Origin of the sequence: Vallitalea okinawensis, assembly GCF_002964605.1 — a bacterium.
GTDB lineage: Bacteria > Bacillota > Clostridia > Lachnospirales > PQDH01 > Vallitalea_A > Vallitalea_A okinawensis.
In genome coordinates, this window is sequence record NZ_PQDH01000001.1 from 661,362 (window position 1) to 683,332 (window position 21,971).

17 protein-coding genes and 7 tRNA genes are annotated in these 21,971 nt (G+C 34.3%); 5 read left to right on the top strand and 19 right to left on the bottom strand.

Annotated elements, in window-relative coordinates:
* Nucleotides 1–4: 4 nt before the first annotated feature.
* A complete protein-coding gene (locus C1Y58_RS03070) occupies nucleotides 5–1,477 on the bottom strand; it encodes an extracellular solute-binding protein (protein WP_157949920.1) in 1,473 nt (490 codons plus the stop codon).
* Between the two features lie 275 nt (nucleotides 1,478–1,752).
* Between C1Y58_RS03070 and C1Y58_RS03075 the strand changes: the two genes are divergently transcribed.
* On the top strand, nucleotides 1,753–4,026 hold the full coding sequence (locus tag C1Y58_RS03075; RefSeq protein WP_105614517.1) for an AraC family transcriptional regulator: 2,274 nt from the start codon (nucleotides 1,753–1,755) through the stop codon (nucleotides 4,024–4,026).
* Between the two features lie 52 nt (nucleotides 4,027–4,078).
* On the opposite strand, the gene C1Y58_RS03080 is transcribed toward C1Y58_RS03075, so the two are convergent.
* The 3 genes from C1Y58_RS03080 to C1Y58_RS03090 form a co-directional block, all read right to left on the bottom strand.
* Entirely contained in the window at nucleotides 4,079–5,503 is a 1,425-nt protein-coding gene (locus C1Y58_RS03080; protein ID WP_157949921.1) for an extracellular solute-binding protein, read from the bottom strand.
* Nucleotides 5,504–5,601: 98 nt separating this feature from the next.
* A complete protein-coding gene (locus C1Y58_RS03085; RefSeq protein ID WP_105614519.1) occupies nucleotides 5,602–5,976 on the bottom strand; it encodes a hypothetical protein in 375 nt (124 codons plus the stop codon).
* The gene (locus C1Y58_RS03090; RefSeq protein WP_105614520.1) at nucleotides 5,969–7,261 is read right to left on the bottom strand and encodes a CehA/McbA family metallohydrolase; all 1,293 of its coding nucleotides are present in this window, start codon (nucleotides 7,259–7,261) and stop codon (nucleotides 5,969–5,971) included. The genes C1Y58_RS03085 and C1Y58_RS03090 overlap by 8 nt, the downstream gene beginning before the upstream one ends.
* Nucleotides 7,262–7,517: 256 nt before the next feature.
* Between C1Y58_RS03090 and C1Y58_RS03095 the strand changes: the two genes are divergently transcribed.
* Nucleotides 7,518–7,814 carry an MTH1187 family thiamine-binding protein gene (locus C1Y58_RS03095; RefSeq protein ID WP_105614521.1) on the top strand — a complete coding sequence of 99 codons (297 nt, stop codon included), beginning with the start codon at nucleotides 7,518–7,520 and terminating at the stop codon, nucleotides 7,812–7,814.
* Between the two features lie 93 nt (nucleotides 7,815–7,907).
* On the opposite strand, the gene C1Y58_RS03100 is transcribed toward C1Y58_RS03095, so the two are convergent.
* From C1Y58_RS03100 to C1Y58_RS03150, 11 genes are all read right to left on the bottom strand, one after another.
* A tRNA-Met gene (locus C1Y58_RS03100) sits at nucleotides 7,908–7,981 on the bottom strand.
* Between the two features lie 36 nt (nucleotides 7,982–8,017).
* Nucleotides 8,018–8,090: transfer RNA gene (locus C1Y58_RS03105), tRNA-Val, on the bottom strand.
* A 119-nt stretch (nucleotides 8,091–8,209) separates the two neighbouring features.
* Nucleotides 8,210–8,282: transfer RNA gene (locus tag C1Y58_RS03110), tRNA-Trp, on the bottom strand.
* Between the two features lie 128 nt (nucleotides 8,283–8,410).
* Nucleotides 8,411–9,925 carry a tripartite tricarboxylate transporter permease gene (locus C1Y58_RS03115; RefSeq protein ID WP_105614522.1) on the bottom strand — a complete coding sequence of 505 codons (1,515 nt, stop codon included), beginning with the start codon at nucleotides 9,923–9,925 and terminating at the stop codon, nucleotides 8,411–8,413.
* Nucleotides 9,926–9,937: 12 nt separating this feature from the next.
* Nucleotides 9,938–10,402, bottom strand: coding sequence for a tripartite tricarboxylate transporter TctB family protein (locus C1Y58_RS03120; protein ID WP_105614523.1), 465 nt, complete (start codon nucleotides 10,400–10,402; stop codon nucleotides 9,938–9,940).
* Nucleotides 10,403–10,471: 69 nt separating this feature from the next.
* Nucleotides 10,472–11,464, bottom strand: coding sequence for a tripartite tricarboxylate transporter substrate binding protein (locus C1Y58_RS03125; protein WP_105614524.1), 993 nt, complete (start codon nucleotides 11,462–11,464; stop codon nucleotides 10,472–10,474).
* Nucleotides 11,465–11,559: 95 nt separating this feature from the next.
* A complete protein-coding gene (locus tag C1Y58_RS03130) occupies nucleotides 11,560–12,555 on the bottom strand; it encodes a LacI family DNA-binding transcriptional regulator (RefSeq protein ID WP_105614525.1) in 996 nt (331 codons plus the stop codon).
* A gap of 427 nt (nucleotides 12,556–12,982) precedes the next feature.
* Nucleotides 12,983–13,056 (bottom strand) — tRNA-Met (locus C1Y58_RS03135).
* 36 nt (nucleotides 13,057–13,092) lie between these two features.
* Nucleotides 13,093–13,165: transfer RNA gene (locus tag C1Y58_RS03140), tRNA-Val, on the bottom strand.
* Between the two features lie 218 nt (nucleotides 13,166–13,383).
* Nucleotides 13,384–13,457, bottom strand: a tRNA-Asp gene (locus C1Y58_RS03145).
* An 11-nt stretch (nucleotides 13,458–13,468) separates the two neighbouring features.
* Nucleotides 13,469–13,541 (bottom strand) — tRNA-Trp (locus C1Y58_RS03150).
* A gap of 386 nt (nucleotides 13,542–13,927) precedes the next feature.
* Between C1Y58_RS03150 and C1Y58_RS03155 the strand changes: the two genes are divergently transcribed.
* Nucleotides 13,928–14,878 (top strand): MBL fold metallo-hydrolase, encoded by a 951-nt coding sequence (locus C1Y58_RS03155; RefSeq protein WP_105614526.1) that lies wholly within the window; start codon nucleotides 13,928–13,930, stop codon nucleotides 14,876–14,878.
* A gap of 93 nt (nucleotides 14,879–14,971) precedes the next feature.
* On the opposite strand, the gene C1Y58_RS03160 is transcribed toward C1Y58_RS03155, so the two are convergent.
* From C1Y58_RS03160 to C1Y58_RS03170, 3 genes are read right to left on the bottom strand one after another with little or no spacing between them, the layout of a single operon-like run.
* Nucleotides 14,972–15,814, bottom strand: a complete 843-nt coding sequence (locus C1Y58_RS03160) for a carbohydrate ABC transporter permease (protein WP_105614527.1) — start codon at nucleotides 15,812–15,814, stop codon at nucleotides 14,972–14,974.
* On the bottom strand, nucleotides 15,814–16,710 hold the full coding sequence (locus C1Y58_RS03165) for a carbohydrate ABC transporter permease (protein WP_242985320.1): 897 nt from the start codon (nucleotides 16,708–16,710) through the stop codon (nucleotides 15,814–15,816). Before C1Y58_RS03165 ends, C1Y58_RS03160 begins: the two co-directional genes overlap by 1 nt.
* A gap of 53 nt (nucleotides 16,711–16,763) precedes the next feature.
* Nucleotides 16,764–18,104: an ABC transporter substrate-binding protein gene (locus tag C1Y58_RS03170; RefSeq protein WP_105614528.1), complete on the bottom strand. Its 1,341-nt coding sequence runs from the start codon at nucleotides 18,102–18,104 to the stop codon at nucleotides 16,764–16,766.
* Between the two features lie 273 nt (nucleotides 18,105–18,377).
* Between C1Y58_RS03170 and C1Y58_RS03175 the strand changes: the two genes are divergently transcribed.
* On the top strand, nucleotides 18,378–19,130 hold the full coding sequence (locus C1Y58_RS03175) for a response regulator transcription factor (protein WP_105614529.1): 753 nt from the start codon (nucleotides 18,378–18,380) through the stop codon (nucleotides 19,128–19,130).
* Nucleotides 19,114–20,910: a cache domain-containing sensor histidine kinase gene (locus tag C1Y58_RS03180; protein WP_105614530.1), complete on the top strand. Its 1,797-nt coding sequence runs from the start codon at nucleotides 19,114–19,116 to the stop codon at nucleotides 20,908–20,910. The genes C1Y58_RS03175 and C1Y58_RS03180 overlap by 17 nt, the downstream gene beginning before the upstream one ends.
* Before the next feature lie 31 nt (nucleotides 20,911–20,941).
* On the opposite strand, the gene C1Y58_RS03185 is transcribed toward C1Y58_RS03180, so the two are convergent.
* Nucleotides 20,942–21,823: a GNAT family N-acetyltransferase gene (locus tag C1Y58_RS03185; protein WP_157949922.1), complete on the bottom strand. Its 882-nt coding sequence runs from the start codon at nucleotides 21,821–21,823 to the stop codon at nucleotides 20,942–20,944.
* Nucleotides 21,824–21,971 lie beyond the last annotated feature (148 nt).

Sequence of the window (21,971 nt, forward strand, 5' to 3'; positions counted from 1 at the left end):
TTATCTAATCAATAAGTCCTTTTCCCTTTAGTTCTTTTTGCATACTAGCAACAGCTTCTTCTCCTGTAATTTCACCTAGAATAGCTTTAATGATAAATTTATCAACGATTTCTTCAGCTGCTTTACTGTTTGCATTAATCAGTTCTGGTTGACCGTAATTTAATACTACGTCTCTAGATTGTTCATAATTTTTAGGGATCTTCACTGGGTTAACCCATTGTGAAGATTTTGCTACTACAACACCATGGTCCATACTATGTTGTTCACCAATCTCTGTTAATACGTACTTACCATCTTCAACAGTATAATCATGACCTTCTATACCTAAAGTACTTAGAATATTTCCTTCATAAGTATGATAGAACTCTAAGAATTTAAAAGCCCAATCTTTATTATCACTGTAGTTTAATAGAGTGAATAGCCCATCTTGACCAGTTGTTATACTTCCTTCACCATTTGCTCCTTTAGGAGGCTCTAAACCATATATTTCGAAAGATGTATTAGGATCTTCTGCTAATGCCTTATCATTGAATAAACCAGTCCAGTTATCCCAGTAAACCATTAAACCAGCACGTCCTGTTAATATCATTTCTCTACAGTCCGAACTACCATTTGTTGGGAAGTTAGGATCCATAATACCTTCAGCATATAATCTTGCTAACCAATCGTAAACCTCAATGGCCTCCTCTGTTGCATATGGAACAAACAGCTGACCATTTTCATCTACATCATAACCATCCACTAGGCCTTTTGTTCCCATGAAAGGCTGGATATCATAGGTTTTTTTCAATGTAAATCCATAAGTATCATCTTGCCCATTACCATCAGGATCGTTGAACGTAAATGCTCTTAGCATGTCATAATATCCGTCTAAGTCCTGAGGTTCATCCAATCCTAATTGATCTAACCAATCTTTTCGAACTAATGGTAAGCGTCCACCTTCATATTTATTGAAAACAGCATAAATTTCACCATCATCACGACGAATACGCTCCCATTCTTTTGGATCAATTATTTCCGGATTACCTAAAACTTCAGACTCTTCAATGCGGCTTGTTAAAGGTTCAAATGCGTTAAGAGGTAATAATTTTTCAAATATATCGGTATTCATATAAAGAATATCGATTTCTTCACCAGCAGCTAATGTTGTTGTTATCTTCGTATCGTATTCATCACCAGCTACACGAACCGCTTCCAATTGAATACCAGATAATCTTTCAGCTTCTTGATTCCAAAGTTCCATCTCATCTGGGTCATTACCACCAACTACAGCTGTAAGCATTTTAACAGGTCTCTCCTGCTTTGGTTCTTCTTTTACTTCTTCTGATTCATTTTTTGTACCTTCTGCCGTCTGTTTGTTTTCTTGTTTTCCTTCATTCTCTGATTTTGCTGCTTCATCTGCTCCACATCCTACTATTCCTAATGTAAGTATAGTAACCATACATAGAGCTAAAAATTTCTTCATATAACCTCCCATGATTATCCTCCTCATTCTCTTTTCATTTTCTGTGATCACAGCAAGAGTCCTACGTGGTCCTCTCATGCATTATTATGGGATTAATCATCTGAAAGATAAAGAGTAGCCTTCGGCAAACTCCTTCTTTAAAGGTTCAAAACCAAAAGTTAATGTAATGAGTCAAAGTCATGGTCTATTTGACTATGGATTATGTTAAAATAAAACATAGCTTGTTTACAAACTATAATCAGTTAAAATGTTATTGAACAAAATGAATAAGTTTTAGGGGGATTAACATGAAGAAGAAGGGCATATTGTTTAAACAACTATTTTTGTGTTTGATTCTATTCCTAGTAGTTCCAACATCCATATATACTTTTTTCTACCATTACAACATTTCAGATGTTATGAAGCAAAAAATATATGAGTCCACCACTAAACATTTAAATTTACTCCAAAAAGATGTGGATAAAATATTAGAGAAATCAACAAAAAATCTTCTAGCCTTGTCCATTGATCCGATAATTGAAGATATGATGGTCATGCAGAATTCTGGTCAGCAAAGATCAATAGAATATATAGAGCACTTAATGGATTTTAGGTTTTACTGTACCCAATTAGAAGCAACAGAGGACTATATTCATTCCGTTTATCTGTATAATCCAACAGCCGACTATATCATTACTTCAGGTGGTGAAAGTGTATCGATAGATGAGTTTTTTGATACCTCTTGGGTTGATAGCTTAGAAGACATTACTCAATTAACCATATTACCATCAAGACAACCTATTGATAATAATCACTCCTACGTTGATATCGATCGGGACATCAGCTCACCCGTGGTAACAATGGCTTATCCCATGGATACGGGTTCTATACAAACTAAAGGAATCATTATTTTTAATATCTATGAGAAGCAATTGATCCCCCTTACAGAAGACTTTGTGTTTTTGATGGATATGAATGGCAGTCTTATTGCAAGCAACGATATGAAAGAATGGACAAATGATCCAGATGCTTTCATTGTAGGTATCCACGCTTTTTTAGAAGAGGCGAATTACCCTAAAGACATGCTAACTTATACACATGAACAAGATAAATTTTTAATTAACTCCACCTATTATGATAGAAGAAGGATGGTTCTAACCACCATAACACCTATAAACGATGTTATGGCAACTATTGTGCAGTACCAGATCACTGTATTAGTGGTTTCTACGGTTATTTTATTAGGTGGCCTGATCTTATCTTTTGGAATATCAAATAAACTGTATGTTCCCATTAAGAATACCTTGAATAACCTGACAACCTATCCCATACCAACTATAGATTCCAGAGGAAATGAATTAGATTATATTAAAAACGTGGTTAATAAGATTATTGAAGATGATAAAGCCATTAAGGAACAACTGAATAATCAACAAGAGAACATATATGAAGCAAAAGTTCTTCAATTAATCAAAGGAAAGACAGATACAACTTCCCTCTTTCAATCAGAGCAGTTTTTCCTCTGTGTATTACTATCGATTGATTCTTATGATGAATTCATTGCAAAACATAGTTATAAAGAACAATTTTACTTCAAACAATTATTTCTACGACAGATTGAAACACTCTTTAACGAAGTATTTCTGAGTAAAGGTGCTATGCTAGAGCAAGATAAAATTGTGTTTTTAGTAAATGGTGATGCTACTCAACTAGAGGGTGTCTATATGGATAATATACTAAAAGCTGCTCAAAGTATGATATCAGAGCAGTTTAACCGTACTATTTCTTTTGGTGTCAGCCCCCTTATCAATGGTATACCTGATTTAAGAGATGGCTATCTAAATGCCTTATCCACATTGGATTATCGTATTTCATATGGTAAAGAAAGTATTATTTATAGCCACTTACTCAATCCAGCTATTCACCCCGAAAACTCTTATGAAGAGCTTTTCGTTAGGGTAATCAACCAACTTGAGCTCAATCATTTAGAAGAAATAGAATCCTGCCTTGACCAATTATTTGCTTCTATTAAAGAGAAAGGCGATGTAACAAATGATTACGTTATGACAATACTTTCTCCATTAATTACACGGACTTATAATTACTTATCGATACACCTTTTAAGGTTTTCAAGGGTTTTAGGTGATGATCATTCATCCATGTACAAGTTAGTCTCTGAACAGGAAAGTTTGATAGCGTTAAAAAAGGTATTGATGGATCTCTATTTAAAGATCATCTTGATTCAAGAAGACCAAGGTAAGAATTTAAGTATTATTGATCGTTCACTTCAATACATCAAAGATAATTATAATGATCATAATCTTGATTTGACAGTTTTATCCACAGAGATGAACATTAGTTATTCATATTTAAGAAAGCAAATCAAAGAGCAAACCGGATTGACTTATATCGAGTACTTAAACAAATATCGTATAAAAAAAGCTAAAGAACTACTCCAACAAAGGACCCATACCATCAAAGAGATTTCTTTTTTAGTAGGTTACAACAATGATCAAAGTTTTAATCGCTATTTCAAAAAATACGAAGGAATGACACCAGGAGAATATCGTCGAAAATTATAAGTAAAAGCCCCCAGTGCTCCTTGATGGAATACTGGGGGCTATATAACATGTATTAATCAATATAACCTCTTAACGCCAATTCTTCTTGCATAGCCTGAACTGCTTCTTCACTACTGATGCTACCAAGAATAGCTTTGACAGCGTATTTAGTAACAATCTCTTCTGCTGCTTTACTGGTTGATCGAATAACCTCATTTTTTCCATAGCTTAAGATAATCTCTTTACTTTGCAGATAATTTTTTGGTGCATCAATAGGTAATGTCCATTTTTGTGATTTAGGTTGAACGATCCCATGATCCATGGCATGACTTCTTCCAATATCAGTAAGAATATATTGTCCATCCTTTTTTTCGTAATCATACCCCTCTATACCTAATGTACAGACTATCGTCCCTTCATAAGTATGCAGAAATTCCAAAAACTTAAATGCACTTTCCTTCTCTTCACTGTATGTAGGAATAACCCAAAGACCATCTTGTCCTTTTGTTAGGCTGGCTTCTCCATTTTGCCCAACTGGCGGTTGGATACCACGAATTTCAAAAGGAGTATCTGGATTTGTTGATATAGCTTTTTGATTAAATATACCAGTCCAATTATCCCAATAGACAAACAAGCCCACCCGTCCAGTTAATACCGCTTCTCTACAATTAGAACTACTATTAGTAGCAAAATTGGGATCATAAATACCTTCTTTATACAGCTTGGCTAACCATTCATATACCGGAATAGCCTCTTGGGTTGCATAGGGTATATACCAATCACCATCTTCTTCTTTTGCATAGCCATCTACCAATCCAGCAGAACCCATAAATGGTTGAATATCATAGATATTCTTAGATGTGATGCCGTAGGTATCATCTATACCATTGCCATCTGGATCATCATATGTGAAAGCCTTTAACACTTGATAGTATTCTTCCATATTTTGTGGAGCTTCTAATCCTAAATTCTCCAACCAATCCCAACGGATCAGTGGTAATCGCCCACCTTCATATTTGTTAAAGACGGCATATATTTCACCATCATCAGCTCGTATTCGATTCCATTCCTCTAATGGTATAAGAGAGAAATCACCTAATACAGATGAGTTCATTATTTGCTCAGTTAATGGCATAAACAAATGAAGCTGATACAGAGATTCAAATATATCCGTGTTCATATAAATGAGATCTACATTTTCACCTGCTGCAACTGTAGTTGTTACTTTAGCATTATAACTGGATCCTGAAATTTTACGTATGTTAATGGCTATACCAGAAAGCCTCTCAACTTCTTGCTCCCACAATTCATTTTCTTCAAAATCTTTTCCTCCTGTTACAGCAGTTAATATCTCTACAGGTCTTTTTTGGCTATTAATCTCCTCTTCTCCTTCTATTAGAGGATTTTTTGATTCATTATTATTGAGAGGTTTCTCATTGCATCCAGTCAATATAATCAATAATAAGCCAATTCCAAGTAACAAGAATCTTTTCCTCACACCCAATCCCTCTCCCTCTCTCAAGTTACTTTTTATTATAACCGTTATAAGGATGAGCTGTAAACCATGAGAATTGCCATTTGGCTACAGGATTGACCTTATTTACTGAAAACCAGCTGTTCACAGGTATTTATAAGGATATGTGCTTCTTTTAAAACCTTATAATCGTCTTCATTTGATGGTATATATATTCGATATCCTAGTCCTAATTCTTTTGCTAGTAATAACTCATCGTAGTCCATGGTTAATATTGCTATTTGGTCTATTTTAAGATGCCACTTCTTTAAAATGCTTTCCATTAAACTTCTTATTCCAACCTTTTCATTCAATAGTTCAACATAAAAATCCAATTCTTTTAATGACGCGATTAAACTTATTATATCTCCCTTTACTTTAGGATGTATGAGAATTACCTCAATATCATGCATTCTTAGTATCTGTGTATTGTTATTTTTATTCCTCTTATTACTCATTCCCATTACCTCCTGCAAAGTAAATTGGATTACTTAATAAAATGGTTACCCATCCTTCACAATCAAACCCATCTTCATTAAACTCTAATAAGCGTTTGACTTCAATCCTAACAAACTTTTCATTCTGGATAATGACTTTTTTACAATATGCTCTATCTTCTAATAGAATAATTTCTTCATTTTCATTGGTTATGACATGAAGTACATCTCCTATATTAAGATTCATTAATTCTATATGTACTTCTCTATCTAAAGTAGTATCTCCCAAAACATTATGTTCAGTATAAAGATTTAATTTGGGACACTGATTATTAAGGGTTATGTAAACCTTGCCATTTTTCATAGCTTCTACTAAGCTTTCTGTCGTTAGTTGTTGGGTATAGAGATGAGTCGTTGGTATGCCATGCCCCCGAAAAATGCCCGGTCCATGACAATCACTGCCACCAACTACAGGTATTTTCTTACCTTGTAACAATTGTTGATGCCACCATTGTACAGCTTTTTCATTTACAGGTCGCCACATACCATTCCAAATTTCTATCCAATCCACAGGTTGTTCAAAATCCTTTAACCATGGTGAGTCATTACAAAAGGGATGATTAATCCCTATGCCACACCCTTTTTCCTTTGCTTCTTTTAAATGCCACTCATAACATTCCCATTGAGGGTCCCAAGTGAAATCTTCTATAGGGGTTGCTACTCCTAACATGCCAACGTGCCCAGCCTCAAGTCCATATTCAACTCCTGGTGCAACGAGAATCTCTTGATCACATGGTAAGGATTGGTTAGCACTGGCAATATTATGGTCCGTGATAAAGATAAATTCTAATCCAACCTCTTTAGCACTTTGTATGGTTTCTGGTATGGATAAACGTCCATCACTATGTACCGTGTGCATATGGGTATCCCCTGCAACAAAACGATAGTGTTTTAAAGTAATAACAACCTTGGCAACAACCCGTACCCTTTGTATTTCATTTTTAGTTCGTGGAAAGACAACAAGTTGCCATTTTCCTTCTTCAATCTCTCCAGGTAAAGTACCTGGAGTACCAAACTCCTCTGTAAGCATTAAATACTTTCTATGAGTACAATTCCAGGCTCTTAACTTCTCCTTATGTTTAAGTCCAACTCCAACTAAGTCTGGACGCCCATGGTTTGGTTTAGGAGGTTGTTCAACTTCAATAAAGACTTCAATACGTTCTGCACCTTTAGGAACTTCAAAGTCATATGTAAACGTAGTATTCACATCTTCTTTATAATAATAATTATCAAATAAAATTTGCATAACACGACTCCTTTCCTGCCATATCCAACCGATGAATATGTAACGCGATATAATGAATAAACTTATATCCTAATATAAGATCTTTCAATGACTTTATAACATGGATTGAGTCCTGCCGTAAATTATCACTTTCTTATAGAGTCATCATATATAGTTAAAAATATACTAATTGCAGTTGTTTTCTAAGCCTTGCTCTACTATAAAAAATCCTCTATAATCAACTTAAAAGATAATCAAACGCAAGGAGTTGTTATGAATGGCTATCGTTGAAATAAGCATTGTACCTCTTGGTACAGCTAGTACATCTCTGAGTTCATATGTTGCTAAATGCCATGAACGATTAAAGAATTCTAATCTTAACTATCAACTAACACCAATGGGTACAATTATTGAAGGCGATCTTGTAGAAATCATGAGTTGCATTAATGATATGCATGAAGTTCCTTTTGCAGCAGGCGCTTCAAGAGTTATGACCAATATTAAAATTGATGATAGACGTGATCAACATGCTACTATGGAACAAAAGGTTCAATCCGTTAATAGTAAACTATAAGGGATAGGTATTCTTAATGTAATAACAACGTATATAATAAAAGAAAATGTTCAGCTCAAAAAATCCACATGAATTATTCATGTGGATTTTAAATAGCGGAGGACGGAATTGAACCGCCGACACTACGGGTATGAACCGTATGCTCTAGCCATCTGAGCTACTCCGCCATATTAACTTTTATTCAAGCTATTAGAATTATTAAATGGGCGCAACAGGGCTCGAACCTGTGACCCCCTGCTTGTAAGGCAGGTGCTCTCCCAGCTGAGCTATGCGCCCAAGATGACTTTTTGCCTTTAGCAAAACTTATTTTGCTTGCTTTGTAATTATCTACACAGCTTAGAAAAATTAGTTGCGCTTAAGGATCAATGTCATTGTAGACTTTTTAAAGTCTATAACAGGGGCAGTAGGACTTGAACCCACGACATCCGGTTTTGGAGACCGACGTTCTACCAACTGAACTATACCCCTATGTTTGTTTGCTTTTTTTAAGAATGCTTATTCATTTTACCTAATTTTTTCGGTGTTGTCAACATTTTTTAAATTTTTTTGGGAGCTTTTGCATGAAAAGCTCCCTTTAATAGTCATTTAATATTCCTTTATGCTTTACTCTCTACTTTCTGAGCACCTTTTTTTCTTTTCCCTTTATTTCCTTTAAAGAAGAATAGTACAAAGGAAGCTATAGCAATGAAGATAAAAAATGCACTGATCGGTCTTGTAACAAAGATAGAATAACTACCATCAGACATGACCAAAGCACGGCGGAAATTCATTTCGGCTAACGGTCCTAAAACAATTCCAAGTAAAATAGGAACCAGCTGAAAATTCATTCGACGTAAGAAATATGCCAGTATACCAAAACCAATGATAATGAATACATCATAAATGGCATTGTTAGTCGAATATGCTCCTGCTATACAAAAGACAATAACCATGGTTGCTAACAGTTCATATGGTATCTTCGTAATCTTTGCATAGAAGCGGATAAAGTACTTACCCATGATGTACATGAATACATTAACTACAATTAATCCAAGCATAATAGCATACATAATATTACCTTGCTCAACAAATAAAGTTGGACCAGGTACCATTCCATGAACCATTAATGCACCAAGTAAAATAGCAGTTGCACCATCTCCAGGTACACCTAATGTTAATAAAGGTATCATTGTAGCACCTGTTGCACCGTTATTGGCAGCTTCCGTAACAGCCACCCCTTCAATCTCACCTTTACCAAATGTCTCTGGATGTTTTGAATGGCGTTTCACTTGATCGTAACTGACAAAGGCTGCTAGGCCACCACCAGTACCAGGTGTAGCACCAATAATTGAACCTATTAATGAACCAATGGAAATAGGCTTAATGCAACGTTTGAATTCTTCTTTGGTGATTTTTTGTTTATCAATACTGAAACTTTTCAGACTAGCTGCATCAGTCTTTGGGTTATACTGAGACTTCATCATAATCTCAGATATTGCAAAGAGACCAATTAAAGCAATAATTAAAGGTATCCCCTTAAATAGATTATAATTATCAAAGGTAAAACGCATGGTTCCACTTAATTTGTCCATTCCGATGCTACTTACAAATATACCAAGGCAGGCACCTATAAGCCCCTTAAAAATATTATCATTAGAAACACCTGCAATAATGGATAAACCAAATACAGCTAAAGCTAAATACTCAGGTGGTCCAAAAAGTAATGTTACTTTTGCAATCTGTGGCGCTGCAAAAAGTAAAAGAAGTGCACTAAATATACCACCAATAGTTGATGCTATAATTGCCATTGACAATGCTTTATAAGCTTGACCTTTTTGAGTCATGGGGTAACCATCGAACAAAGTTGCTGCATTAGCCGATGTTCCGGGTGTATTTATTAGAATCGCTGTTATGGAACCGCCGTATGTACCACCACAATATATAGCTAATAGCATTAACATAGCCGGAATAGGATCTAAGCCATATGTCAATGGAATACACAAAATAATTCCTAAATCTGAAGTAAGACCAGGTATTGATCCTACGATAATACCCAACATCAAACCTACGGGGATAATAATAAAGGTTCCCCAAGTCATTAGTTCTTGTAATCCTCCTAAGAAATTCTCCATATTAATCCCCCCTTATGGTAAATTTACAGATAAAACGATCTTAAAAATAAAGTAAACTAAAGCCACTGTTGACATAGATATAGCATAATAATACCACTTTCTTGCGCCATAAAAAACTAAAATTGCTACTACTAAGAGTAAGGAAGATATTATAAATCCGATTGTACTAATTAAAAAACAAAAGACGATTAATATAGCAGCAAATAAAATGGACTTCATTTCCTTTTTGAATTTTTCAGATTGAAAGAATGCCTTATCAATGTAAACACTTTTCTTTGGCGTCATAAAAAGACCTTGTAATAATAAAACAAGTGAAAAAATGAACATACCGCCAATGACGATACGGGGTATTGTCTGCGCCGTTACAGCTGTCGTTTCCATGGTCTGTATCTGAGAAGGTATCAGCAACCAAATGACAGCTGCAAGTATGGCAAAGAGTCCACCAGAAATGATGTCTGAATTATATTTAATCTTCATGTCCCTGCCTCCTTTTAAAGAAAGGGGTAGTCCCCACTACCCCTCAACTTTCTGATAAATGTTACTCTTTTACTTGATTAATTCAACATACTCATTCATATCTTCTGTTTGTTTAGCAACGATCTCTAACAATTCATCTGCACCTGCTTCGAATGGAGGTAAGTCTAACTCTTTCATGAATTCTTGGAATTCAGGGTCTGCATAAACATCTTTGATGAATTGAGTAAGTACTTCTTGCTTCTCAGTATCTACTGAGCTACGTACTGCAAAGTAATCTAGACCAGTAAAGTCCATGTCGATACCTTGCTCTCTAAAAGATAATTGAGGCTCAAGACCGTCTACTTCAATTGTCTCTGGTACAAACGTTCCTAAAGAAACTAATTGACCTGACTTTACATATTCAGCATATACTGGAGGTGATCCGATACTTACATCAACATGACCGCCAACTAAAGCATTTATAGCATCTAGTCCACCATCAAATGGTACTGCTTCTGCATTCACACCTAATTTCTCAAATAAAACTGCTAAAACTGTATAGCCATCATTACCTGGTCCACCAGTTGTTGCATACTTGATTGTATTACCAGCATCTGAATATGCCTTAATATCTTCTATTGTGCTTAGACCAGACTTCTCTGGATTTGTTAATGCCACAAATGCAACTGTACGAATACCAATTAAAGGTGTAATATCATCTAATGAATATTGTACCTTTTGGAAATTTGGAGTTAATGAAAATAATGGACCATTTGCTGCAATCATAGTATAACCATCATCTGGATCGCCGACAAAAGAAGTCATAGCAACTGTTCCTGCTCCCCCTGTTCTGTTTTCAACGATAACAGGTTGTCCTAAATACTTTTCACCATAAGATGCAACTTTTCTTGCGAAGACATCTACTCCGCCACCTACTCCCCATGGTACAACAATCGTTACTGGTTTTGTTGGAAATTCTTCTCCTTTTGAAGTTTTCTCAGTCTTTTCCCCACATCCAACTAGTGAAAACATCATGATACATACTAACACAAATCCTGTTAGTCTTTTTAGTGTTTTATTCATAATATCCTATCTCCTCACATTGTATTATATTAATAATCATGAAGTATTCTATTCACAACTACAAATATCTTTTTTGAATATTATTAATATTCTTACTATGTAGAGCCTCTTATAATAAGTTTCGGTTTTGTAATGACTGTTTTTTCTTCTACCTCTTCACCGCACATTAGTTTGTGCAAAATATTAACTGCTGCTGTCCCCATCATTTCACGATCAACATGAACTGAGGTAAGTTCAGGTTCAACAACGGTACAGTAGTAGTTATCATCAAAACCTGCAACAGCTATATCATCTGGAATTTTTACACCTTCTCTTATAAGCGCCTTCATAGCGTATATGGCAATCATATCACTGTTACAAAAGAGTGCGGTAGGTCTTTGCTTTTGTATGAGTAAGTTCTTAACTGCTGCATATACATCCTGGAAATTAGGTTCCACACTATGTACATAATCATAATTCAATTCTATACCATTTTCTTTTAGTACATCCACATAGGCATTATAACGATGGTTACATATAAAAGGATTGTAACGACCAGAAAGGATACCTATCCTTTTATGACCTCTTCTAACGAGATGCTCTACTACTTGATGTGCACCGTAATACTCATCATTAATAACGCAATGTAGTCCATCTAGATCCATATAATTATTTAATAATACCACTGGAACCTTATTTTTTCTAAAAGTCAGTACTGTTTTACTATCAATCTGACTTGCCAAAATTACACCATCTACTTTTTTCTGCAACATGATTTCACCCGTAGGTAAAGTAATATCTTGATCTGTTGAGATAAATAGACTGTAACCGATCTTATTTGCTGTTTCAATAACCGCTTCTAATACAAGAGCATAGAAGGGATTTGAAATGATAGGCTTTTGCTCTGCGTATACAATAAAGCCTATATTACCTGTTCGATTTGTTTTCATTGCTCTAGCAATTGCATTCGGTGAATAATTAAGCTCTTTCGCCACTTCCAGAATCTTCTGTAAAGTTTGCGGTTTTACTTTCTCTGGATTAGTAAATGCTCTCGAAACTGTTGCTTTAGAGACACCTGCAACCTTTGCAACATCTAATATTGTGACCGACATTGCTCACCCCCTAATGAGAACGTTTTCATTATTATGTAAAATAGAGTAGAAATACTCAAATCAACATTTTTTTTGAGGTATTTCTACTAGCCCATTATAGCACCACCTAGATAAATATGTCAATATAGTTTTTATTTTAAAGTATCTTTTATGCACAATGTCTATAATTTTCATATTTTCTTGTTTTTATATCTAAAAAGAACTAGGTAATAAGAACGTTCTTATCCCCTATTCCTTCCTATTTCCAGAGACATCTATAGAAAATGATTGAAATTGTATCATTGTGCTATTTGTACATTTTTTACTATTTCCAATTAAAATATAAACTATAGTGATTGTTATCCACAGATATAGATTGATTTATCTGAATATTTTTCTTTTAAACATAAAAATATCCACATTCTGATTACAGAATGTGGATAAGTAGTAGCGGAGGACGGAATCGAACCGCCGACACTACGGGTATGAACCGTATGCTCTAGCCATCTGAGCTACTCCGCCATATAGTTCATTATTAACTTTTGTTAAATAATAAAGTGGGCGCAACAGGGCTCGAACCTGTGACCCCCTGCTTGTAAGGCAGGTGCTCTCCCAGCTGAGCTATGCGCCCAAGATGATTTTTAGCCTTTAGCAAAACTTATTTTCCTTGAATTGTAATTATTACACTGCTTAGAAAAATTAGTTGCGCTTAAGGATCAATGTCATTGTAGACTTTTTAAAGTGTAGTTATCCTTATTTTAATGTTATGAGAATTCATAACCAATGAAATTTTAGGAGAGCTAAGCTTTAAAATACTATATATTAATTCTCACTGGGATGAGAATTAAACGACCCAGAAGGGACTCGAACCCTCGACCTCCGGCGTGACAGGCCGGCGTGCTAACCAACTGTACCACTGGGCCATATAAACAAACAGGGGCAGTAGGACTTGAACCCACGACATCCGGTTTTGGAGACCGACGTTCTACCAACTGAACTATACCCCTTTATGAGTGATACTTATCCTGTTGCTTGCTGACAAATGATAGTATATCAGTTTCATTAAGGTATGTCAATAATTATAATAAAGTAAATGTATTTGAAATTTTTATACAATTCTAAAGGCAATAACTTTATTTTTTTAAAGATACCTAAAATGGCTTGATTATCACATAGCATAGAAGTTTGATTAACTAAAAAATATTAATAATATTATTACTATTTTTAGAGGTTTTATGTATATTATGAAGAATATATTAACTAGATTATATTACTCACTCTATGCCTAAACCAGTACGATCATGTTTTTATTAAGCTTAGAATATTTGATTCCGAAAACTAATCAATGGAATTATATTAAGGGTATGATACCATATTTAAGGAGTTGATAGAATTGTTTAAACATGTATTAGCATCTAATTATTTTAATCTATACAGGGTTACTGAAAACGTTTATGCAGCAATTAAAACTAATGATTTATGCATGGGTAATGCGGGCTTCATTAACTTAGGAGACAAGGTTGTTGTTTTTGATACCTTTCTTTCAATTGAAGCAGCAAAAGAACTTAAACAAGCTATTATCAATATTACGAACTGTACTAACTTTATTATTATCAATAGTCACAGCCATATTGATCATTACTTAGGCAATTGCGTATTCCCAGATCAAACGACTATCATCAGTTCGGAGATTGCATACCCAAAGTTTATTGAGAACAATGAGGAAATAAAGCTAGAAGAGAATCTTTATGATAAGGAAATAAGAGATTTAGATGACAAATTAAATACCTTAACAAATCGTGACGACATTTTGGATACTAATAATTTCTTAATTATCTATAAGAATCTCAATCATCCTGAATGTAAACTTATAAACCCAAACGTAACATTTAAAGATAACTTGTCTATTCATGGTTCATTAGACAGTATTGATTTAAGGGTTATACCGACGGCTCACTCCCATGGGGATATAATAGCTACAACTCTAGATAAAAGTGTTGCCTTTGTTGGTGATTTATTATTCATTGACGAACATCCCTATCTTGGTGCAGGAGACCCAATCAAATTAATAAAGGAGCTACGTACACTTTTACATAGTGAAATTAAACACTTTATCCCAGGCCATGGACCAATTTGTAGTAAAGAGCAAATTAGCGAGCAGATTGAGTATATTGAAACAATCATAACATTAGTAAAAGAAAATCTAAAGGATTCAGATAATTTAAAAGCTAGTGACTTACCAAGCAAATATCACCATTATAAAGGACCTTGTTTCAGATGGAATATTAACTTCCTAACTGATTATTTAAAAGAAAGCAAAGAAATCGACTTTGATAGCAAGTAAATGATATCTATTTTAACTACATAGTCAATAAGTAAGAGCTAATTAGAATCCTAATGATTATAATTAGCTCTTATATTATTCAATAAAAATCTTTTAACCCTTAAGTCCAGATGTGGAAATACCTTCAACGAAGTACTTCTGAGCTAAAAAGAAAATCATAGTCGGTGGTATAATGGCTAACACAGACATGGCCATTATCTCATTCCATGCTATGGTTCCCCCCTGGGTATCAATACTCATTTTTAACCCAAGAGAGACTGTATACTTACTTACACTGTTTAAGTAAATCAACGAATTAAAGAAATCATTATAAGTCCATATGAAACTAAAGATACCTGCTGACATCATAGCTGGTTTACTTAATGGCAAGATAATTTTAGTATAAACACGAAAAACATTACATCCATCAATAATTGCTGCTTCATCTAACTCCTTAGGTAATCCTCTAAAAAATTGGACAAATAGAAAAATAAAATAGGAGTTACATGCAAACAATGCAGGTACAATAAAAGGTAAATAAGTGTCTAGCCACCCAAAATCTTTGAATAGTAAATAGCTGGGGATAATGATAACTGTCTTAGGTAGCATGATAGCAGAAATCATCAATGTAAATAATATTCTTTTAAATGGGAATTTAAATCTCGCAAACCCATAAGCCACTAAACTACTTGATAAGACTGTAAAGATTACCGTAGGTACGACCATCATAAATGAGTTCTTGAAAAAGACCCCAAAAGTTTCATCGCCTGCAGCTTTCCAGCCGTTAATATAGGCACTAAGTCCTAATTCAGAGAATGATTCAGGTAACAATGAAATGGATGTTAGTATCTCATCATTACTTTTGAATGGTGCAAAGAACATGAATAATAAAGGATAAACCATAATAATACCTAAAGCTATTAAAAACAAATATGTTAGAACTCTTTTACTCTTCATTAAAACTCACCTCCATCTTCATAATAAGTCCAGTAACTTGAGGATTTAAAGATGATAGCAGTTAACCCAACGATGATAATAAATAAAATCCAGGATAGTGCAGAAGCATAACCCATATTTAAGTACTCGAAGGCTTGTTGATACAACATCATTCCATAAAGATATGTAGACTTTAAGGGTCCACCATTAGTAATAACAAAGGCTGCTGTAAACTGTTGTAAGGCATTTATAGACTGCATTACAAGATTGAATAAGATAATTGGTGAGATCATTGGTAAGGTTATTTTAAAGAAAACCCTAACTTTGCCAGCACCATCTACTCTAGCTGCTTCATACAAATCTACTGGTACATTCTTAAGACCTGCTAAAAATAGTACCATGGAAGATCCAAACTGCCATACTGTCAACATACTTATCGTATATAGAGCTATGTCCGGTGATCCTAGCCAATCTATGGGTCCTAGATGGATTACTGCCAGCAATTCATTTATTAAACCATCCTTTACAAATAGAAACTTCCACAGGATTGATACAGCTATACTACCTCCTAATACGGATGGTAAATAATAAATGGTTCTAAAAAGATTAATACCTCTTATTTTAGTCGTTAATACACCAGCTATAAATAATGCAAAAGCAATCTTCAAAGGTACTGAAATCAATGTATAAATAAATGTTACATTAAGTGAATTATAAAAATCCCGATCATTTGTAAATATTTTAATGTAATTTTCTAGGCCTACATATTGAGCTCCAGCAAATAAGTCAAACTCTGTGAATGAATAATTGAATGACATCACAAAGGGATACAGTTTAAAAACTAAAAACCCAATTATGAAGGGTGCTACAAACAATAATCCAACCCACTGTCTCTTTTCATATTTTTTCCCTTTCAAAGTCAATCCTCCTAAAAAGTCTCGGCTGCGTATTGAAGCCGAGACCTTTTTATCTAATTTAAATACTCATTAAGTCTTAAGATAACTTCTTTTGCAGCTTCTTCAGGTGTTGTTTCATTATAAGCTAATAGTTCAATAGCTTCATTAAAGATAGTCTTAACATCTGAACTATTTGTAAATCCAGACTCTGAAGTAAATGGGTTCGCAAGACCATTGTCAATTGCTTTAACCATTAAAGGATTAAGCATATCACTTTCAACTAAAAGCTGTTGTGCATTTGATGATGCTGGAACACCGCGAACATCTTTTAGTATTTGAATTGATTCCTGATCATTCATTAACCAATTCAAGAACTCTAAAGCTTCATTTTTGTGCTCTGAATTATTATTAACACTTGTTAACATCGTAGCTTTCATGACCACTGCTTCAGTTTGTCCATCTTCCTGCACAGGTAGAGAAATAATGTCTAAATCAGTATTGTCATACATATAACGATATAATGTTGCAGGCCACTCTACTTGCAATCCAATATTTCCATCGATCCATGTAGGGTTCTCATTGGCTACATAAAGAATGGTTTCATTTGCTGGCTGAATAACCCCTTTTGCATATAATTGTTGCACATAATCAAAGGTCTTTATCAAATCTTCTTCTGTAAATCCTAGACTTTTATCATCTAAAATTAATTCGTTGCCAGTTAATTGATAGATATATGCTTTTACGACAAATTGGAACATTTGATTTATTTCTTGATTTAAAAGATATTTATCAGTATTCTCTTTATGTATTTGCTCACCTACTGTTAATAACTCATCCCAGGTCCATTTCCGATCATACTCTACACCTAATTCTTCAAAAAAGCTCTTGTTAGCAATCATACACATAGCATTTAGTCCATTGGGTACACCAACAAGTTGACCATCATATTCACAGAATTCTGATAAGAATGTGTTGTCATAATGTTGTAAATCCACAACATCTTGATTATGAAGATCAACGAGTAAATCGCCACCTCTCATAATATCGATTAACCAAGGTACGTTCACTTGCATAACGTCAGCAGCTGTACCTCCAGCTAGTTGAGTAACAAGTTTTTCATAGTAACCAGAATACCCCATGTATTCAGGTTTAATATTGATATTTGGATTGAGTTCTTCATACTTTTTGACAGCTTCGATTGTAGCTTCATGTCTTGAATCCCCACCCCACCACATATAGCGTAGAGTTATAGCTTCTTCCTCTTTAGTTTCTTCTTTTGGGTCTTCTTTAGTTGTCTCCTTCTCTTCGACTTTCGTATCATTACTGTTTGTATCTGTAGGCTTTTCACTCTGACAACCAGCAAAAACCCCTATTACTAACGTCATCGTTAGAAGTAACGCAATAACTTTATTCAAAACATTCCCTCCTCATTATTTTCTTAAGTTATCTAAGAACAAATATATCTTATCAAATGATTGATTGTTTTTATAGTAACCTGTGGTATCATAAAGTATCATACCATGTTTACACTAAAGAAAAAGGTATCATTAGATGGTATTATCGGTCTTTCATTATTTCCATCACCAATTTTCATGACGGATAGGCCAGTTTATATTATAATATTGAATGAGAAATAGAACTAGATATAAATATAAAAATCTTTCATAATGTGGACTGGAGGAAATAGCATGTATAATATGATTATCGTAGATGACGAACCTCAGATTAGGAAAGGTCTATCTAAATCCTTCCCTTGGCAACAAGTTGGCTTTCATGTCATTGATACATTTGAGAATGGTCTTGAAGCTATTAATTACCTTAATCTAGATACAACAGATATACAACTCATCTTATGCGATATTAGGATGCCGATCATGAATGGTATACAACTTGCCGAATATGTATATAAAAACATGCCCAATATCACCATGGTTTTTCTCAGCGCTTATGAAGATTTTAATTACGCCAAAGACGCATTACGTTTTGGTGTAAAACGATATATTGTAAAACCAACCAAGTATAATGAACTTCTTATAACATTTGATGAGTTAAGACAGGAATTAGATGAAAAAGCTATTGAACGTCAGGAAACACCTTCTACTTATTATGATAACATCATTCATGAGGTTAATGATTATATTCTTAGTGATTTAGCCAATGCCAACTTAGAAAAAGCAGCTGAAAAGGTTCATATGAGCACCCATTATTTAAGTAAACTCTATAGTCAACAAACCAGTCTCACTTTCTCCACTTTCTTACTCAACAAGAGGATGGAAAAAGCTGCTGAGTTACTGGTAGACTATCGCTATAAAACTTATGAAATCAGTGATCTGTTGGGATATAATAATCCCAAAAACTTTACACGTTGTTTTAAAAAATTCTTTGGCATTACACCAAGAGAATTTCGTATGAAAGGTATAAATTATGACAATAAAAGTTAAATCTATTCGAAGACAATTGTTTATTAAAAGACTGTTAACCACCTTAATTCCTCAGTTGGTAACATTGGCATTATTCCTTTTCTTCACCATTAATATTATGCAAACTTATATTGAATCTAGTATTTATAAGAACTCTCATAATATATTAACCCAAACTCAAGAAAACATGGAATTAATCCTCGATGAAATCAACACTATCCAGTTAATCTATGATTATGATCCTACAATTTCTTCCGAAATGAAAGCAGCTTTGAATAATCAATTGATATCACTAACAGAGCTGTACCTTCTTGATGTTGCTAATCGATTCCTTAGTGCATCAGTCAATGCCAAACCCTATATTCACTCTGTCTATATTTATTTCAAAGATGTTGATGATTTCTTTATTGCCTCTAATTCATCCAGTTCTTTAGCAGTATCCATGAAAGACTATTATGATTTAGATTGGCTTGAATCCTATAGAAAACAGTATAATGCTACAGATATGTGGGTTGAGAAAAGGAATATTAAGCTTTTTCCTTCTGATCCTGGAATGGAAGTGTTCAGCCTATATCGCCCCCTAATAGATGATGAAGGTATAATTGTATTTAATCTAGATCCTGTTTATGTTGAAAATCAATTAAAACAATTAGCTACATCAAACCAACAATCCTTACTTGTTTTTGATGCAGATGGACAAATCATCTTTGATAATGGCTTCGATTTTACTTATGCAGAAGTTGGAGAACTACTTGATTATGATACAGATTTTTTCTCAGCAAAATTGCACAACACACGTTACGTTGTACATAAGATAGATTCTAATAATTATGGCTGGCGTTACGTGTCTCTAACTCCTTTTATGGATGTTTATAAAGGACCGATCCACATCATTATCATAGCAATTATTGCTGCAACAATTGCTATTGCTTTTAGTATTTATATAACTTTGAAGCAAACTAAGGAAAATTATAAATTAATCAATAATATGCTGACTATTATAGAAGCTGCTGAAAACGAAGCTCCCTTACCACCACTTACTCCAAAAAATAAGAATGTCTACTCTTACATAAGTGAAAACATTCTTAAGACATTTATTGAACAGAAATATCTTATGACTCAGTTATCAGAGAAACAGTACAAGTTTAAAACCATGGAACTTCTAGCTCTCCAATCACAAATTAATCCACATTTTCTATACAATACTTTGGAAAATATTTATTGGAAAGTAATCCATGCAACCAATGGACCTAGTGATACTTCTACCATGTTAGAGAATCTTTCAGATATTTTAAGATACTCCCTTTCTTCACCAGAAGAGAGAGTTACATTGAAGCAAGAGCTACATCATACAGAATGCTATATACATTTACTACAAATTCGTTATGAAGATAAGTTCACTTATGATCTTCAAATAGAAGAAAATATCTTAAACCATAAGGTCATTAAATTATTTTTACAACCCTTTATTGAAAACGCTATTTATCATGGTATAAAGAATAAAGACCACCAATGTCATTTGAGACTTCGAGCTTTTCAACGAAAAGATCACTTCCATATCCATATTATTGATACAGGTATAGGTTTATCGAAGGATATCCTTATGGATTTAATCTCATCACTTCATGAAACCAGACAAAGTTTCCAGCACATTGGTGTTTTCAATACCTATCAACGTCTTAAATTAGTCTATGGAGAAACCTTTAATCTTAGAATCTTAAGTAAAGAAGGACGTGGTACATGTATTACTTTAAAAATACCAATCCCTCATATAGGCAATAATCAACTTCATATTAACTAAAACAATTAACGAGCCCCTAAGGGGCTCGTCATTACTTTTTCACCCACCATGTTTCAGCTGGAATGGGATGAAAACCTATATTATAATAAAACTGTTGTGAAGAACCCACATAGGCTCTTTTAGCACCTAATTGCCCGCATCGCTTTACAGCTTCTAAAACTGCCGCTTTACCAAGCCCCATCTTTCTATAGTCTGGGTCAGTAGCTACAGGCTCCACAAGGGCGTAATCAGTACCTTCCCTATACCACATGCCACAATAGGAAACAAATTCACCATTAGGTGCAACCACTGCTACGTTCAGTGAGAGATTAACTCCAGGTCCAGATAGACTAATTTCCCGCTCTTTAATTGCTTTCTCTGTAATGGGTGCCTCACCTTCGTGATTAAATCCTCGCCATAATACACGATTATACTTATATAAATCGTATTCATCTTTTAAACTAACTACTTTATACCCTTCTGGTAGAGTATAAGATGTGTTTTCGTCATGGATATCAATGACTGCATTAGCTTCATAATCTCTTGTGGGCTTATATCCTTTTAAAGCAGCAACACGCTGAAGCTCTCGATCTTTATTGTTGATTATTACTTTAAGTTCACCTTCTTTTGCAAGGTTTTCTTCCGCATAAGTCAGCATTTCTTTTTTAAGGTGACTATACTCAGGATCAACTAAGAAATAGGCAGACCCTAAATTATCCTCGTATGTAGCTACCGCAACAATCTTCCCTTCATCTTCCCAAACACCAATCTTATCTAAAGATTCTTTATCTTGAAAACTAAGTGAAAAAGCCCATTCCCATCGCCCCCATAAGAAGCCATAGGAAACTTGCTCCTCTTCGTTAATCCGAAGAATAAACTCTTTTACTCTATTATAATCCTCTGTAAAACCTGGTTCACTTGTATAATGTCTCATCATACTCCTCCTATCACTTAAGATTCATCGTTATGCTGTAATCTATCCTACTAGTTATTTACAGTATAAAACAATTGTCTCGTAATAAATAGGAAGAGAATTTTTATAATTGTTTTAGCGTTATCCTCATAACCCTGTTGTTGGAATG